Below are 16,795 nucleotides of genomic sequence, written 5' to 3' on the forward strand. Positions count from 1 at the left end.
AAAGTGACCAGTCACTTTGTTGGGGCTGTCCGCGAGCCGACGGGTGATCGCGGGACAGGGGCCTTCCAAAGCCTGCCCGTGGGGCGTTCGAGCAGGCGAGCGTCTGTCTTTACATCTGGACAGATGTCAGGGATTGGAGCGTCACGGGTTGAGAGGCACAACGCCTGCCAACTGAGCAGGCAGGGAGACAGGCGCTCCTGTGCTTTCGAGACATTTCCCCTCTGGAGTGTGGTCAAGGGTCGCCCCCTTGGGACGGAGCGGGGCGCGGCTCGGCTGCTAGTGATCCGTTCGGGACTGAGCGAAAATCCCGAGGAAATAGCGCAAGCCCTTGTGCCGGTTGTCCGCCCGCCCCGATATGACCATTACCGCTCTTCTCGTCGGCTCCCTCCTCGCTTCGGCTCCTGCCCTCCCTCCCGCCGCCAAGGCGGCCGCGAACATGCCTGAGGTAGGCGTGCCCTTCGCGTGTGGTCGCATCTATACGGTGAGCCAGGGCCATGAGACTGGCAGTCACCAGCACAACGACACGTTCGCGTGGGACTTCCGCATGCCGGAAGGCACTCCCATCGTGGCGTCGCACGACGGCGTCGTGCGCATGGCGCGGGGTGACAGCAAGCAGGGCGGGTGCGGCGAGCAGTTCGCGCCGCTGGCCAACTACGTCGTCATCTCGCACGGCGACGGGCTGGAGACGCAGTACCTGCACTTCAGCGCCGTGGTGGTGAAGGTCGGTGAGCGCGTGAAGGAGGGCCAGCTCATCGGCTTCTCCGGCGCGACGGGCTGGGCGTGCGGCGCGCACCTGCACTTCAAGGTCGCCAAGGAGCAGGGCGCCGGGTGGAACAACCCCTCCGTGCCCGCGCGCATCGCGGGCTTTGGCGATCCGGTGCGTGAGACGCTGGTGTCGGCGCCGCTGTGCAAGGACTCCGCGCAGCCGATGATGGCCTCCAACGGCGGTGTCCACCTGCCCGGCCAGGCCGTCATGTCCATGTCACCCGACAGCGCGAATCCGCTCCAGGATGCGTCGCGCGGCCTGCCGCCCGGTGCCAAGGCCATCATCGACGGCCTCTCCCAGCCTCCTGCCCAGGGCGGCGAGGGCCTCGACAAAACGCCCCCGGCCCGCTCTCCCCGCATGGCGAGCGGCTCCGACGAGACTCGCTGACGCGAGCAGCGCTCCGGCGCCCGCGAGCAACCCGAAGAAGGCCCCCGCGTTGAGGAAGTACTCCAACGGCAACAGGGGGCCTTCGACGTATCCGCGCACCACGCGGTACCCCACGTGCCCCAGCAGCGCCAGCAGGGGCAGGTTGATGAGCGGCAACACCAGCCACCGGGCCGTGCGCCACCAGCGGGCCACGGCCTCCGCGACGGCGGTGGAGGCCGTGTAGCGCCATGCGCCCGCGCGGGCCACGCGCAGCTCCGCCAGCATCACCTCCACGTCCGGCACGCCCAGGCGCTCCGCCTCCAGCCCCTGCGTGCGCGCCACGCTGCGCGCCTCCGCCAGGGCGGTGCGCGCGGCGGACTCCGCGAGGAAGTCGTCCTCGAAGGGCTCCACCACGGCCACCTCCGCGGCGCGGGCGCGGGTGCGGTCCCTCACCGCGTCCACCACCGTGGAGGCCGCCGCCACCGCGAGCCCCGCGGGCAGGCTGCGGCGCGCGACGAGCGCACCCACGCCCATGCCGGACGCCCCCCACAATGACAGCCGCAGCCCCCACGCGGCGGGGCCCCAGAAGCGTCCCGCGGCCTGACGGCGCACCTCCGACGCCAGGTGTCCGTGGGCCAGGGACAGTCGTGCGTCGAAGTCCGTCTGGAGCGACTCCGCCGCGCGCGCGAGCCCCGCGTCCAGCGCGGTGCGTGTCTTCGCGAGCAGTGCGTCCGTGTCGTTGAGCGCCGTCTGGACGGTGGAGGCGAACTCCTCCAGCGCGCCCAGGGCGTTGGTGTGGCGCACGCGCGCGGCGACGGCCTGGGTGGCCAGCCCCCGCAGGTGGAAGAGGAGCGGGCCGAACTCCCCGGAGACGTCCTGACCGTCCTTCGCGGCGCGCGCGCTGATGGCGAAGACGGGGACGTCCTCCGCGGCCAGGCCGTAGTGCTGCGTGGCCACGCGGCGGACCTGGGACTTCAGCGCGTCGCGGGATTCGGCGGAGAGCTCGTCCGCGAAGTTGAGGATGAAGACGAGCGCGCGGCGGCGGGCGAACTCGGTGAGGAACTCCACCTGGGTGGCCTCCGCGACGCTGCCCCGGTGCATGACGACGAGCGCCACGTCCGCCTTGTCCAGCGCGGCGCGCGCGACATCGCGGTGCGCCGTGGCCACGCTGTTGAGGTCCGGCGTGTCGATGAACACCTGCCCGCTCCACAGCCCCTGCGGGCCGGGCGTGTAGCGCACGACGCGCGCGCCGGTGCGGGCCAGCTCGTCCGTGGGCGTGCCCTCCGGCGCGAAGAGGGTGGAGACGGTGCTGGTGGGGCGGTCCACACCTTCACGGGACAGGGACTGGCCGGAGAGGGCGTTGAGCAGGGTGGACTTGCCCGCGCCGGTGGCGCCCACGAGCGCCACGACGAGCGGTGCGTCCTTCCGGGCCACGCCTCGCGCGTAGTCCTCCAGCAGCCGCTCCAGGCGTGGGCCATGTGGCTGGAGCGCGGGAAGCGACAGGGCGTCGGTGAGCAGCGGGCGGAGGGCTTCGGGGTCGGGAAGGCGGGTGTCGTCCACGGAAGGGCCAGCGTGGCGTGGCGCGCGCGTGCTGGCTACCAGGATGAGCGGTGACGGTGCGCCAGCGTGCATTCCCCCGCTGCTCGCGCTCACCGGCCCCTCCCTGGACGGTGGGGGATGACCTGCTGATACGGTCCGGGGCACATGCACTTTCGTACCGTTCGTGGGTGGTGCCTGGGGCTCCTGCTGACCCTGTTCGCGACCCCGGCCTTCGCCGCGGAACCGCCGTCGCAAGGCGTGGTCCTCGCCGCCGAGCCGCTGACCTTCGCGGAGGCGAAGGCGCTTCCTGAAAAGCTCACCGGGTCCGCTGCCTGCGACCTGGGGCCGGGCAAGACCCCCGACATCACCGTCTCCCAGTCCGTGGACGTGACGCAGGCCTCCCCGGACTCGTGTCTGCCCGCGGAGGTGGTCATCACCCAGACGCTGTCCCTGCCAGATGGCTCGCGCGTCGAGCGCCGGTTCAACATCGCGGATGACGCTCCTGACACCCAACTGGCCCTTTATCCTCCGCGCCCGCGCATCCGCGTCCGCTGCCAGGCGAGGCGGCTGGAGCTGTCCGTGGAAGGCGTGCCCGAGGCCCCCCTGCTGGCGCTGGAGCCCATTGGTATCGGCGTCGCCTCCGCCTCCGTGAAGTTTCGGGTGTCCCGGGACAGCGAAGTCCGCATCCTGCCCCTGCTGGCCCGCGACGACGCCGGGGCCCGCCGTGCGTTGGAGGAGCTGGGCCTCCTGATCAAAGACATCCCTTCCCGGCTGTACGGTCGTGACGCGAACCTGGAGGCGGACAGCGTCGCGGGCCTGGCCGCCGCGCTCGAGCGCGCCCGGAAGCGCGTCGCCCTGGCCTCGGGCGATGACCCGGAACGGTCCACCACCCCTCCTCGCGATGTCCTGGCTCCGGACCTGGAGGGAGACCGCCCGCCGTTGAAGACAGGCGATCCCGAAACCATCGGCGAGGTCCAGCCGTCCAAGGGGCAGGTCCAGTCTGGCGCGCCAGTGGACTCGGACCTGTTCTGGCGACAGGGACGGTTGTGCGTGGCGCAGCAGGACACCGGCAAGCGGATGCGCTGTTACGACCCCGTGGCGCGGAGCTGGGGCAAGGCCGTCCCGTTGGACCGGGGTGACCAGTCCGCCTGGAGCTCTTTCCCGGGTTGCTACGGGAGGATTCTCATGGGGACCCGGAACGTCCGGCCTCCTGGGGAGCCGGTCCTGCGCCTGTCTCCCCGGGCCGTCCTGTTCTGGCGCACCTGGGACCACGAGGCCGTCGTCTTGGAGGTCCCTGAGGGGGATGGCCCACCGCGCCTGCGCGCGCCGGAAGCGGAGGAGCTGAAGAAGGCGATGCTCGCGTCCACCGGCTCCCGGCTCTTCGCCGAAGGCCGGTTCATCCTGGACGAGGACAACAAGCAGTTCTGCTCCGTGCGCAGGCCCCTGGGGTGCTGGTCGCTCCAATGGGACAGTCCGTATGAGGATGAGGGCAGCCACAGGCTGTACGAGGCCCGCGTGTCCCCGGATGGCCGGTGGGTCGCCTACATGCGCGGTCCCGGTCCAAGCAAGGCGGACTCGGAAGACGAGACCCGGACGCTGGTCGTGCGCTCCCTGAAGCTCGGTTCGTACGTCGCGCCCCGCGTGCTCGCTTCGACGGCACCGCGCCTCGTGCGGACGGACGTCGTGATGGAGAAGCCGCTCTGGGAAGGGCCCTCGCTGAAGTGGCAAGACGGCGAGCGGCTCACCCGCGCGCGGATCTCCTGCGACCTGGGCCAGGATCCGCGCACCCCCTTCGAACTGGAGACGCAGCGCATCGTCAGGCCGTACTACAGCCCAGTCAATCAGGGCGCCTGCAGCGGCGACGGGGTGAGGATGTATCAAAAGCTGTCCGCGCCCGGAGGTCTGGAGTTCTCACGCAGCGGCGGCGTCGTCGTCGGGGACAGTCAGTCATCCGAAGGCGAGGTGAAGATGCGCTGCCAGAAGGGGCGTCTATCGTTGTGGATGGAGGGCGTGCCCGACGTCCCGGCGTTGACGCTGGCCGCGAACATGGGCGCGTTCGGCGCGGTGCGCTGGGACCTGGCGCCGGAGACCGAAGCCCGCCTCCAGTCGCTGCTCGCCCGCGACGACGCCCCCGCCCGCGAGGCCCTGGCCGCCTTCGCGCGGTTGGTGAAGATGAATGACGACGCGCGCGACGCCTCGTTCGGGATGAACAAGGAGGAGGGGCGCATCTCCCGCATGGGCTGTCTCTCCACGGCGCTGGAGGCCATCTCCGCCCGGCGGGCGCTCGCGGACGGGGTCCACCCGGAGCTGCATGGCTCGCTGAAGACCGACGGCGCCTGCGCCAAACGCTATGGCATGCGCGCCCTCCAGCAGCGGCTCAAGGCCGCCACGCCTCCGCTTCCGCTGAGCGTCGGGGCGGTGAAGGACAAGGCGGAGGTCATCGGCCGGGTGCTGCTCGTTCCCACCACCCCCCCGTGGCCCACGCCCGGGTTGTACTGGAGGGATGGCACCCTGTGCCTGGTCCAGCAGGATGGACGCGGACAGGTGCGCTGCTACGACCCGGCGGCGCGCGAGTGGGGGCCCACGGTCGCGATGTACAGCCGCCCGTTTCCGCGAGAGGACCTGCTCCTGAAGTCGATGTCTCAACCGGGCTCGTGCTACCCGATGGGAGGCCGCGACGTTCCCCTGTCGGAGGACATGCTGGACGTCCTGCCGCTGTCGTCGCGGGCCTCGCTGATCGCGGACCTCTCGCGCGGCGAGCTGGCTCCGGAGTTCAACGTCATCGAAGTCCCCGCGGACGCGAGCCCTGTGCGCACGCGCGCACCCACCGTGGAGGAGCTGGCGCTCGCGGCGCGGAACGGCGGAGGCTCCGCGTCACTGGGGGAGGGCAGGTTCCTGTTGCACGTCCCGAAGGACGAACGCTCGCCGTGGCTGTGCACGGCGGTGCGCCCGTGGATGTGCTGGAAGCTGCCCCTGGAGTCCGAGGACTACGGTGTGCGCGCCCCCATGGCGTCGCCCGATGGCCGCTGGCTGTCCTATGTGCGGATCCCCTGGGGAAAACCCGACGACCCGAAGAAATACCCCAAGGAGCTCGTCCTGGTGCCGCTGACGCCCATCCCTTGAGCAGCTCCAACGGCCCTCAGCTCGCCACGGCCTCGGCCTGTGGGAGCTGGCCCGTGTCCCCCAGGGTCTTCCAGAGCCAGGCGTTCACGTCGAAGCGCGGGTCGCCCAGCTGGCGTCCCAGGTCGATGCCGTCCCAGGCCAGGTGTTGATCATCCGGAGGCCCCATGTCGCTGAGCGTGCCCATCAGCTTGTTCATCTGCTCTTCGGGGAAGCTGTCGTTGGAGGCGCCGAACATCGCGTAGAAGGCCAGGTGGTGGGTCGGGTCCTCCCGCGGGCCGTCGTCATTGATGCGGCTGGTGCGAAAGCCGGTGGGCGGGAGCGGGTGCGGGTGGTTGATGTTCCAGCGCTGGTCCCGCTCTGACGTCAGGCCCTCCAGTCCGGAGTCCGTGCCCGCGAACAGCAGGCCCAGGTCGCGTCCGGCCTCCGCGCCATGAATGCGCGTGGAGGGGCCGTCCCCGGTGGTGAGCAGCCACCGGACGCGCTGGACCGCGCGGGAGAACAGCTCCAGCGCGAGCCGCCCTTCCCGGCGCTCCGCCTCCGCCCGCTCCCGGAGGAAGTCGCGCCGCAGGTGGGCGTGTTGCCGGAAGAACTCGCGCACCGCCGCCACCCGCCGCGCCGCGACGGCGGTCAGCCAGTGTCCCCGTGCATCCATGAAGGCCACGGCCTCCACCTGGAGTTCACTGTCGGAAAGCGGCGGCGGAGGGGCGGGACGATGCTCCATGGGCGTTCTCCGGGAAAAGGGACACCGGAAAGGTCGGAACGCTTCATGAGGCCGGGAGTGGGGACTCCACCGCACATGTCTGCCATTGCGCATCACGGACGCCGACCGTGCTCCCGTGCGCAGTCGTCTGGGACGCCTGGGTGTCAGGCGGCCTCCGATGATGTGGTTCCCATCGGCTCGGACGGAGATCTCAAGCTGGGATGTGGGCACGGCGGGGAGACGCGAATGCCTCCGAGCACCGGCCGGTGAACGGCTCCTCTAGATTTTCAGCAGCCGCTTCACGGCGTCTGCGGTTTCCTCGGGACGCGTGTTGAACCCGATGGCCGCGTTGGGCGCGAAGCGGTGCACCGCATTGACGACGCTCTCGAAGAAAGTGAGGTTCTTGACGGGGATGCGGACGCCCGCCCCGATGACGATGCAGTCGTAAGGGGCGGTGTTCGACAGCCAGTCGCGAATCGCCGTCGCCGCGGACTCGTCGGGCATGATCTGCAAGAGGTCTGCATGCCAACCGCGGTTGCGCATCTGCTCCAGCCCGACAGTCAGGCTCTTGCGGATGGTCTCCGCCGTAAAGCCATAGGGAAGCATCGGATCTGAAAAATCAACGGTCTCGGCTGCTGCCCGATGAGTAGCGTTCTGATCATGCCCGTTCCGTCCTGGTTGGTAGGTGGCCCTCTGGAACCCTCAATAGTGTTGGGAGGGACCCGCTGTCCGGCCAGGCGTGGCTGCCCGTTGGTTTCAGTAGCGCACCATGTCCGTGAGAATAGCGGGCGGGGCCGGCGTATCCCCCCTGCGTGAGCGCGGCCTGCGCCGCTGGCTCCTTCCCGGGTGGCATACATGACGCGATACCTGTCCCGCCTTCCTCACCTCCTCCCCTTCGCGGTGGCCTCCGTGCTGGCGGCCTGCGGCGGAGAGGAGCGCGACCCCGGTGATGGCCCCGGCGACGACCCCTCCACCAGCGGCTGTGTCCGGACCATCTCCACGGCCCTGACCTCCACGACGACCTGGGCGCCGGGGGCGGAGCGGTGCTCCTACGAGGTGCAGGGTGTCGTGGAGGTGCGTGGCGCGCTCACCCTCGCCCCCGGCACGGTGGTCCGCTTCGGTCCCGACGCGGGGCTGCTCGTCACGGCGACGGGCTCCCTCCATGCGGTGGGCACCGAGGCCGCGCTCATCACCTTCACGGGCACGACGCCCACGCCGGGCTTCTGGAGGGGGCTCGCGTTCAAGTCCAACACCCCGGAGAACGCGCTGGAGCACGTGGTCATCTCCTACGCGGGCAGCGAGCAGTCCTTCTGCTGTGACTTCTTCTACGGGCCGGGCGGCAGGCTGGAGGCCCGGGCGTCCGTGCTGGTGGGCTCCAACCAGGGGGCCAGCAGCCAGGTGCGGATCTCACACACGACGGTGGAGAAGAGCGGCACGCAGGGGCTGTTCGTCTTCAACAAGGCGCGGCTGCCCGGCTTCTCGCGGAACCTCTTCCGGGGCAACCTGGGCGCCCCCGTGGTCGTGAGCCTGTCCACCGCGGGCGCGCTGGACGGCGCGAGCATCTACTCCGGGAACAGCCCCACCCAGCCGGCGGCCAACGGCGACAACGTCGTCCACCTGGTGGCGGCGCCGGAGGCGGACACCGCCACGGCGCAGACGCTGCGCAGGCTGGACGTGCCCTATGGTGTCTCCACCGGCCTTCCGGACACGACCGTGGAGTACGCGGGGGCGCTCACCCTGGAGCCGGGGGTGCGCCTCCAGTTCGAGGCGGAGTCCGGGCTCCGCATCAAGGAGACGGGCTCCCTGGTGGCACGGGGGACGGCGGAGGCGCCCATCGTGTTCACGGGCAGGACGGAGACGCCGGGGTTCTGGAAGGGCATCTCCATCCTCTCCCTGAACCCGGACAACGTCCTCGCCCACGCGCGGGTGAGCCACGGCGGCTCGGACCCCTTCTGCTGTGACTACTTCACGCGCACGGGCGACATCCGGGCCAGCATCTCCGTGGGAAGCGGCACGGGGCGGGGACAGCTGCAGCTGACCGACTCGCTCGTGTCGCAGGGCGCCGGCTGGGGCGTCTTCGTCTTCAAGAACGGCACCTTCACCCAGAGCGCCAGCACCTACGACGGCAATGCCGACGGCACCGTGGGCTACGAGGCGCCGCCCCTCGCGCCCTGAAACGGCACGACGCCGGACGCGAGGGGCACGGATGGCCCCTCCCGCCCGGCGTCTGTGTTTGAAACCGGCCTGTTGCCTTACAGCGAGTTGACGAACTTCAGCAGCGCGTTGCGGTCCGCGGCGCTGAGGTTCACGAAGGCCTGCTTGGAAGCCTCGCCCTCGCCGCCGTGCCAGAGGATGGCCTCGGTGACGTTGCGCGCGCGGCCGTCGTGCAGGTACGCCTCACCGCCGGACACGCCCGACGTCAGGCCAATGCCCCAGAGCGGAGCCGTGCGCCACTCGGCGCCGGAGGCCTGGCCTTCCGGCAGGTTGTCCGCCAGGCCCGCGCCCATGTCGTGCAGCAGCAGGTCCGTGTACGGACGGATGGTCTGGCTGCGGAACTCGTTCATCGCGCTGTACTGGCTGGTGGTCAGCGTGGGCGCGTGGCACTTCGCGCAGCCCGCGTTGGTGAACACCGTCTCACCCTGCATCGCCTGCGAGTCCGAGTGGTCGCGGCGGGCGGGGACGCCCAGCAGGGCGATGTAGCGGGTCATCTTGTCCAGCTCGCTGTCGGCCAGCTCCGTGCTCGTGCCCGCGCAGCCCTGCTGCGCCGAGCCGCAGTCCTGCGTCTTGAACACGTTCGTCGTCACGCCCATGTCGCTGTTGAGCGCCTCGGCCACCTGGTGCTTCACGCGCGCCGTGCCGGCCTTCCAGCCGAAGCGGCCCATGCGGGTGACGCCCGTCTCCGGGTCCTTCACCGTCTGCATGCGGCCGGAGATGCCGTCGCCGTTCGCGTCGTTCGGGTCCGCCAGGCCGGCAATCTGCGTCTCCGGCACCGCCTCCAGCAGGCCCAGGCCCACCAGCTGCGGCGTGATGCGCGCGGAGAAGTTCGTCGGCGTCACGTTGAGGAAGCTGTAGTTGGGCTTGCGCAGGCTGTACGCCGTACCGCCGGGCAGCGTGCCGCTCGCCGTCGTCGTCCAGCTGCCGATGCGCACGTCCGCCTCCGGCGTGCCGCTGACCGCGCGCGGCTGCAGGCGGAAGCCCAGCGCCGGGTCCACCGTCACGGTGCTGCCGTTCACCTTGCCCACCTTCACCACGTAGTTGTCCAGCGTGGTGTTCGTGGTGGTGGGCGGCAGGCCGCGGCCGTTCTGCTTGTGGCAGGAGATGCAGGACACGTTGACGTAGTTGTTGCCCAGCTTGTTCGCGTGCGCGCTGAAGATGGGGTTGTCCGGCTCGGAGTGGGTGCCGTCGCGGAAGTTCGTGTGGTGCAGGCGGCGGCCTTCCACGAAGGGCTGCGCGTTCACCGGCGCCATGTTGGTGGCCATCTGCAGGAAGCGGTTGTCCGGCTCGTTGGAGAACGGCGTGTGCAGCGTGGTGCGGCCGCCCGCCCAGGCCTTCTCCGGCAGCGGGAAGGAGTCGCGGATGCCGCCCTGGCCCTCGAAGGGCACGATGCCGCCCTGGCCCACGATGTAGAGCATGCCCGTGGAGTAGTAGTTGAAGCGGCCTTCCACCGGCGCCTGGAGGAACACGCCAATCTCCAGCTCCATCCGGTCACCCACGCGGATGGCGCGGCCTTCCTTGGCGTTGAAGTTCACCGACGACGTGTACTTGTAGTCGTTCACCTTCACGAAGTCCGCGTTGTGGAAGTACTCCGCCACCGTGTTGAGGCCGCGGAAGAACGCGCGGAAGTCCGGCGAGTCATACGGATAAATCGTGTACAGGTTCACCGTGATGACGCTGCCGCCCTTGGCGACCGTGTCCACGATTTCAATCCAGTGGGTGCGCTTCTCGAAGTACAGCTTCAGGTAGTGGTCATAGGCCTGGTACTGGTCCTCGCGCATGTGGCGGTCGCGGACGCGGTCGCCCACGCGGGTGATGAGGGCCGCGGAGGTGTTCTCCACCGTGGCCGGCTCCAGCGCGGTGCTGCTCGTGAACAGCGGCACCACCGGGCCCGCGTCGCCGTTGGGCGGAGGGCCGGAGTCAGGCGTGCCCGTGCCGGAGTCAGGCGTGCCCGTGCCCGCGTCCGTACCGCCGCCCGTGCCGGTATGCGTGTAGCGCGTCCAGGCCGTGTCACGCGCGCAGGCGCAGGACACGTCCCAGTACGTAAAGAAATAGTCGATGGAGTTGCCGTTGCTCAGGCCCGTGACGGTGTACTGGTTGCGGCCTCCCGTCACCGCCATGCGGATGTTCTGCTGCAAGCCGTCGTTGAGCTTGTAGTGGATGTCCGCCCAGTCCGTCGTGTCGACGTAGAAGAGGGCGGATGAGCCCGATGGCGTAACGCCATACGTGGCGGCTTCTGCGGAGGGAACCGCCAGACAACTGACGGCCAGGAATGCGAGCGCGATTCCCGTGAGTCTGCTTCGGCTCATGGTTGCAACTCCATTGTGGGGGTGGATGGGGCGTGGGACGGCGAGCGCTGCGAAGGGGACTTCGTAGCTTGTCCGAAGAAAGTCTGAACGCCTGGGAGCCGCAAGGTGGGATGTCGGAGAATTCGACTTAGGCCTGATAAATGATAAATAAGCGAAATTGATATCATCCCTGACGCGCTGTGTTGGCAGGGATTGACGCGTTGTGTTGCGCATGGGGCGTGGAGGGCTTCCGCCCGAGTGACGGCGAGGGATGGGGCAGCGCGGCGTGGGTGGGTAGACTCCGGGGCCATGCGCTTCCAGCCACCGTGGGGTGGAGCCTTCCGGCTCGACACCTTCTTCCACCGCACTCCGGACGTCCTCCCGGAGGAGACGATGGCCTCCATCCGCTCGGCCATCCTGGGCTCGTCGCTCCTGGGAGAGTCGAACCTGTCGGGCCAGTTCTCCGGCACGTACGGCTTCTCGCTGACGTTCCGCCGGGACGCGCTGCCGGACGTCCACGAGCGCTTCCCGGCGTTCGCGCCGTACCTGGCGAAGACGCTCCTGCCGGAGTGCAACGCGTTCCTGCTCAACCCGCTGCTGGTGGGCAAGGGCCGGAACGTCGCGGCGCACATCGACCGGAGTCTTGAGTTCTACGGTCCGAGTATCGGCTGCCCGGTGGCGGTGAGCGTGCTGTATGTCCAGGTTCCGAAGGAACTCCGGGGCGGGGCGCTGCGGCTGTACCACCGGGGAGGTCGGGTGGCGGAGCTGACGCCGCGGCAGAACGCGCTGGTGATGTTCCGGGGCGACCTGCTGCATGAGGTGGAGGCCATCACCTCCGGCGCGGAGTCGATGCAGGAGTCGCGGATCAGCCTGGTGGTGGAGCAGTACCGTGCGCCCGCGGAGCAGCTGGCGAACGTGCCGCGCTTCGAACTGCGCACGCGCTCGGGGGTGCGGGCGTGAGCGACCTGACGCTGGAGTGGAAGCTGCCCGCGCCGCCGGACGCGGTGTTCCCCGCCTTGTCCGAGCCCGCGCTCATCCGCCGCTGGTTCGGCGCGCCACCGGGCTGCTACCGCACGCACGCGCCGGACCCCGGTGCGTTGGGCCAGCCCTACCGGATAGGCCTGAGGGACTCGGCGGGTCGTGCGTTCTCGCAGGTGGGCTGCATCGTGCAGGTGGAGCCGGGGCGGTTCCTGGCGCTGGAGATGGACTGGGAAGGTGGCGGGCCGGTGCCGCCGGGACGCACCCGGGCGGAGCTGACCTTCCACCTCGCGGAGGACGGCACGCGGCTGGAGCTGCGCCAGGGTCCGTTCGCGGACGACGCGGCCCGGGACGCGCACCGCGCCTACTGGGAGGCGTGCCTGGGGAGGCTGGCGCGCGTGGTGGCGGGGGAAGCAGTGCCGTGCTTCGAGGAGTTCTGGGAGGAGTCGCGCGGCTACGTGGGGCCACTGGCGGTGGCCGCGTACGCGGTGCTGGCGGGGCTGCGCGAGGCGGGCGCGCCGAAGGAGGCGGTGGCCCAGGTGGAGGACGTGCTCTACACGCACCTGTCGCGGCTGCGCGAGGACACCGCGGACGTGCTGGGCGCGGTGCTCCAGTCGCGGGTGGAGGGCGGCGCGAGCTGAGGGGCCGCCCTCCTCCGGCTGCTCAGGAGGCCAGGGCCTGCGGCGGGGACGCGGGGGTGTCCTCCTCCGGGACGTGGGCCTCATCGTCCTTGGCCTTGGCGATGCGCTCGTCCAGCTCCGCGGTGAGGTGCTCGAAGACCTCCTTGTTGAGCGTGCCCTGCTGATAGGCGCTGAAGAGGGCGTCCTTCTCCACGATGAGGACGCGGCGGATGGCCTCCTGCTTTTCCTCGTCGTGGAAGCGGTTGGACTGCTGCTTGAGCGTGATGAGCTCCTGCTCCACGGCCTGCGCCTTCTGCTGGTAGTCGCGCTCCAGGGGCTCCAGCGCGTCCACCGGAATCTCGCGGCCGCGGCGCATGGTCTCCAGCGACGCGAGCGCCGCGTGGATGGCGCCCAGCTTGCCGCGGGCCAGCTCGTACTGCTCCTGGTAGACGTCCTTGATGCCGGTGATGCCCAGCGCCTTGAGCACCGGCGCCATGGTGAGCCCCTGGACGATGATGGACAGCACCACCACGCCGAACGTCATGTTCACCAGGAGCTCGCGGTGGGCGAAGTCGTTCGGAAGGCCGAGCACCAGCACCATGGACACCGCGCCGCGCAGGCCGCTCCAGGTGAGCACCGCGCTCCACTTCCACGGCAGCTTCTCCGACGTGAACCGCAACAGGCCGGACACGCCATAGACGACCACCGCGCGGCCCAGCATCACCGCCCCGTACGCCAGCAGGATGGGCAGCCACGAGTCGAGCAGCGACGACAGCTTCACCTCCAGGCCGATGAGCAGGAACACCACCGAGTTGAGCGCGAACGCCAGGTACTCCCAGAAGCTCTCCACCGCGATGCGCACCGTGGGGCCCATGCCCTCCTGGGCCGCCCAGTTGCCGCACACCATGCCCGCCACCACCACCGCGATGACGCCCGAGTAGTGGAAGTGCTCCGCCACCACGAAGGACCCGTACGCGGCGATGACCGTGCAGGTGATCTCCACCATGGCGTCCTCGACGCGCAGGATGACCTTGCCCACCACGAAGCCCACCGCCGCGCCGATGACGGCGCCCATGCCCGCCACCTTGATGAAGTCCATCACCGCGCCGCCCACGGTGAACTCCTGGCCCGCCGCCACGCTCACCACCAGCGTGAAGAGCACCACGGAGGTGCCGTCGTTGAGCAGGCTCTCACCCTCCACCAGGATGGCCAGCCGCTTGGGCGCGCCCAGCGCCTTGAACAGGCCCACCACCGCGATGGGGTCCGTGGACACGATGAGCGACGCGAACACCATCGCGTGGATGAGGCCGAAGCCCTCCAGCGCGTTCAGCCCACTCATCGCCGGGGACAGCAGCAGCGCCGTGAGCGCCATGGACGCCACCACGCCCGGAATCGCCATGGAGGTGATGGCCAGCTTGTTCTTCATGAACTTGCGGAAGTCCACGTGGAACGCGGCCTCGAACAGCAGACCCGGCAGGATGACCGCGAACAGCAGCTCCTTCGTCAGGTGCGGCGGTTCAAAGGCCTGCACGATGCCCAGGCCCAGGCCCGCCAGCACCAACGCCACCGTGTACGGAAACTTGAAGTAGCGCGCCGCGATCGCCACCGCTGTCGCGATGGAGAAGAGCAGCACGAAGGCCAACTCGAAGTGCATGAATCCCCAGCCCCGTTTGTGCTCAAAAAGCGCGAGGATGCCATGCACGCGGGGCGGTGGGGCAACCCCCTTTCGGAGGGAAATGAGAGGGGACGGGCGGGCGTTGCATTTTGCCAGACTGTTTTCTCAAGCCTGGAGACGGATGCGTTGTGAGGCTCCGGGGCGGTGGCTAGAAGCGAGGGATGATGGACCTCTTCCTGATGTCACCCCCGGGCCGGGGCTGGGCGCTGCGAGGCCGTTCGAACTTCCGCAGCCGTGAGGCCGCTCCGGCGGATGCGCGTGGCGCCCGGCGGGAGTGGCTGACGCTCGCCCGGCACATCGAGTCCCGAGGCGGCACGGTGGTGGCGCTGCCCTCGCCGTCGGACGCGCTGACGGGCATGCCCTACGCGGCCGAGTGCGGCCAGGTGGTGGCGCGCGAGGGCCAGGCCCCGCTGTTCCTCCTGCCCAAGATGATGAGCGCGCATCGTTTCGCGGAGCGTGACCATTGGGCGCCGCTGGCCCGGCGCCTGGGCCTGGAGGTCGTGGATCCGGGCGTGGGCATCTGGGAGGCGCACGGCGACGTGGCGACGTTCGACGGCGTGACGCTGCTGTTCTGGGGCGGGCGCACGACGCTCGACGGGCTGGAGGCGGCCCAGAAGTCCTTCCCCGGCGAGGTGCTGCGCGTGCAGGTGCGCGAGCCCGCGTTCCACGGGAACATGGCGGTGCTGCCCCTGCCGGCGGTGGACCGGTTGGTGGTGTGCCCGGACGTGATGGCGCCGGAGTCGGTGGCGCTCCTGGAGCAGCGCTTTGGGGCGAACCGGCTGGTGCGGGTGACGGAGGCGGACATCCGCCGCTACGCGACGAATGGGTTGCCGCTGGGCAGGGACCTGCTCGCGCCCACGGTGATGCCCGCGCACATCGTGGAGACCTTCGAGCGCCTGGGCATGCGCGTGGTGTCCATGCCGATGCCGGAGCTGACGGAGAAGGGCGGTGGTTCGTCGCGCTGCCTCGTGTCGCGCGCGTCGGTGGATGCCTCGCGCATCTCGCTTCCGCCCGAGTACCGGTTGGACGTCGTGGCGAAGGACATCGAAGCCGATGGCGGGTGAGCTCGCGTCGCTGGCCCAGGCGTTCTTCGCCTCGACCCCGGATCTGTCGTTGCAGGCGCTGGGCTCCGGCGTGCACGTCCCGTCACTGGACCTGGCGCCGTACGGCATCCCGGTGACGCACCTGCTGGCGGAGCACAACGCGGAGCTCGCGCGGCAATACCTCACGCTCAACCAGCTGGCGTTCGGCGGCATCGGCGTGCCGCGTTGGGTGCTGTCCGACTTGTACCTGCTGCCCGGCGCCATCGGGCTCTTGCGCTGTCCCGCGCGGCTGCTCAAGGCGCCCGCGCGCGAGCGGCTGCTGCTGGCGGACGAGGAGTCGGCCATTGGCGCGGCGTGCTACGTGGCGCCGTCGCTGACGCCGGGGCTGTTCGTGGGCGTGTCGCTGTTCAGCTTCCTGCCGGGGCGGGGCGCGTCCGCGTGGGTGAAGCTGCTCACGCTGGGCATGGTGCGCGCGAAGCGGCTGCGCGGCGTCACGCAGTGGGACAACCCCGCCGTGCGAGTGCACTCGCGGCTGGGGCCCATGCGGCTGGTGGGGCACGTTCCCGGTGGGCACGACTACGACGAGCGCACCTTCGTCTACGAGACGGACCTCTCCGACGAGGCCCGTGTGGCCCGGGCGATGCTCCGGGGCGATGCACCCGCGCCCGCGACGCGCATCCCCGTCACCGACCTGTTGTCGTTGGGCACGCTGCTGGACCGGGCGGAGGCCGGGGCACGGCTGGAGTTGGTGCCTCCGGGCCAGGACGCGGGCCACGTGCTGGTGCGCGAAGTGCCTCCGGGCTGAGGCTTCAGGGCGCGGGGGCGTGCGGGAACTCGTCGTCCTCTTCCAGGGCCTTGCGCAGGGCGCTGGCGCCGTCCTTGAGGATGGGCGCGCCGTGCGCGAAGCAGACGGTCTGGATGGGCAGGTGGTCCAGGATGCGCTGGATGCTGCTGCGCGTGCGCAGCGGTTCGTCCTGGTACTCGCCGGGGACGAAGGTGGGCGTGCGCCGGACTTCGTGTGACAGCAGGTCGGAGATGAACACCACGGCGTGTGGGCTCTTCTGGAGCCACAGCGTGTACATGGCCTCCGTGGGCCCTGGTGTCTGGAAAGTATTGAGGCCGCCCGGCAGCGTGGTGCCGTTCACGTATTCGAAGTCCGGCTTCTCCTCCAGGCCCTGCGCGCCCTCGGGAGCCCAGACGGGCACGCCGAACACCTTGCGCAGGCGCCACGCGGAGCGCTGGTGGTTGCCCGCGGTGAGCACGATGGCGTCGATATCGCCCAGCTTGCGCAGGAGCTTCTCGTCGATGGGCAGCGGGTCGATGAGGGTGACGGTGCCGTCGTCGTCCACCACCGCGTAGGCGTCGCTGCGGATGCCGCCGAGCCGGTCGTCGGAGACGGTCCAGTGGTGCACGCCGGGGACGATTTCATCCGTCTTCTTCGCCTGGGCCTTGGGCTCGCTCATGCGGACAAAGCTAGGCACCT

At 69.9% G+C, this 16,795-nt stretch carries 12 protein-coding genes and 1 pseudogene; 7 read left to right on the forward strand and 6 right to left on the reverse strand.

Going from position 1 to position 16,795, the window contains the following annotated elements; translation table 11 throughout:
- Positions 1-544: 544 nt before the first annotated feature.
- Positions 545-808 (forward strand): annotated as a pseudogene (locus D7V77_RS45490) (M23 family metallopeptidase); the annotation flags it as partial.
- 174 nt (positions 809-982) lie between these two features.
- Here the strand turns inward: D7V77_RS45490 and D7V77_RS03325 are convergent.
- Positions 983-2,692: a GTPase gene (locus D7V77_RS03325; protein WP_120574848.1), complete on the reverse strand. Its 1,710-nt coding sequence runs from the start codon at positions 2,690-2,692 to the stop codon at positions 983-985.
- Between the two features lie 144 nt (positions 2,693-2,836).
- On the opposite strand from D7V77_RS03325, the gene D7V77_RS03330 reads away from it, so the two are divergent.
- Positions 2,837-5,794: a hypothetical protein gene (locus D7V77_RS03330; RefSeq protein WP_120574810.1), complete on the forward strand. Its 2,958-nt coding sequence runs from the start codon at positions 2,837-2,839 to the stop codon at positions 5,792-5,794.
- Positions 5,795-5,810: 16 nt separating this feature from the next.
- On the opposite strand, the gene D7V77_RS03335 is transcribed toward D7V77_RS03330, so the two are convergent.
- Together D7V77_RS03335 and D7V77_RS03340 are read right to left on the reverse strand one after the other, a co-directional pair.
- Positions 5,811-6,515, reverse strand: a complete 705-nt coding sequence (locus D7V77_RS03335) for a hypothetical protein (protein WP_120574811.1) — start codon at positions 6,513-6,515, stop codon at positions 5,811-5,813.
- 258 nt (positions 6,516-6,773) lie between these two features.
- Complete coding sequence (locus D7V77_RS03340; protein WP_199733726.1) at positions 6,774-7,100, reverse strand: hypothetical protein; 327 nt, start codon at positions 7,098-7,100, stop codon at positions 6,774-6,776.
- Between the two features lie 249 nt (positions 7,101-7,349).
- Between D7V77_RS03340 and D7V77_RS03345 the strand changes: the two genes are divergently transcribed.
- Entirely contained in the window at positions 7,350-8,669 is a 1,320-nt protein-coding gene (locus D7V77_RS03345) for a hypothetical protein (protein ID WP_120574812.1), read from the forward strand.
- Between the two features lie 77 nt (positions 8,670-8,746).
- On the opposite strand, the gene D7V77_RS03350 is transcribed toward D7V77_RS03345, so the two are convergent.
- Complete coding sequence (locus tag D7V77_RS03350; protein ID WP_120574813.1) at positions 8,747-11,017, reverse strand: di-heme oxidoredictase family protein; 2,271 nt, start codon at positions 11,015-11,017, stop codon at positions 8,747-8,749.
- 288 nt (positions 11,018-11,305) lie between these two features.
- Between D7V77_RS03350 and D7V77_RS03355 the strand changes: the two genes are divergently transcribed.
- Together D7V77_RS03355 and D7V77_RS03360 are read left to right on the forward strand one after the other, a co-directional pair.
- The gene (locus D7V77_RS03355) at positions 11,306-11,956 is read left to right on the forward strand and encodes a 2OG-Fe(II) oxygenase (protein ID WP_120574814.1); all 651 of its coding nucleotides are present in this window, start codon (positions 11,306-11,308) and stop codon (positions 11,954-11,956) included.
- Positions 11,953-12,615 carry an SRPBCC domain-containing protein gene (locus tag D7V77_RS03360; RefSeq protein ID WP_120574815.1) on the forward strand — a complete coding sequence of 221 codons (663 nt, stop codon included), beginning with the start codon at positions 11,953-11,955 and terminating at the stop codon, positions 12,613-12,615. Before D7V77_RS03355 ends, D7V77_RS03360 begins: the two co-directional genes overlap by 4 nt.
- A gap of 22 nt (positions 12,616-12,637) precedes the next feature.
- Here D7V77_RS03360 and D7V77_RS03365 read toward each other — a convergent pair whose 3' ends face one another.
- Positions 12,638-14,248: a Na+/H+ antiporter gene (locus tag D7V77_RS03365; protein WP_120574816.1), complete on the reverse strand. Its 1,611-nt coding sequence runs from the start codon at positions 14,246-14,248 to the stop codon at positions 12,638-12,640.
- Positions 14,249-14,430: 182 nt separating this feature from the next.
- Here D7V77_RS03365 and D7V77_RS03370 point away from each other — a divergent pair, with 182 nt between their 5' ends.
- Both D7V77_RS03370 and D7V77_RS03375 read left to right on the forward strand, forming a co-directional pair.
- The gene (locus D7V77_RS03370) at positions 14,431-15,333 is read left to right on the forward strand and encodes a dimethylarginine dimethylaminohydrolase family protein (protein WP_233596657.1); all 903 of its coding nucleotides are present in this window, start codon (positions 14,431-14,433) and stop codon (positions 15,331-15,333) included.
- Positions 15,323-16,117 carry a hypothetical protein gene (locus D7V77_RS03375; RefSeq protein ID WP_120574817.1) on the forward strand — a complete coding sequence of 265 codons (795 nt, stop codon included), beginning with the start codon at positions 15,323-15,325 and terminating at the stop codon, positions 16,115-16,117. The genes D7V77_RS03370 and D7V77_RS03375 overlap by 11 nt, the downstream gene beginning before the upstream one ends.
- A 4-nt stretch (positions 16,118-16,121) precedes the next feature.
- Here the strand turns inward: D7V77_RS03375 and D7V77_RS03380 are convergent, their stop codons facing one another.
- Positions 16,122-16,793: an MBL fold metallo-hydrolase gene (locus tag D7V77_RS03380; RefSeq protein ID WP_120574850.1), complete on the reverse strand. Its 672-nt coding sequence runs from the start codon at positions 16,791-16,793 to the stop codon at positions 16,122-16,124.
- Between the last annotated feature and the right edge of the window lie 2 nt (positions 16,794-16,795).

This window comes from Corallococcus sp. CA041A (genome assembly GCF_003612075.1).
In the GTDB taxonomy this organism is placed as follows: Bacteria; Myxococcota; Myxococcia; order Myxococcales; family Myxococcaceae; genus Corallococcus; species Corallococcus exiguus.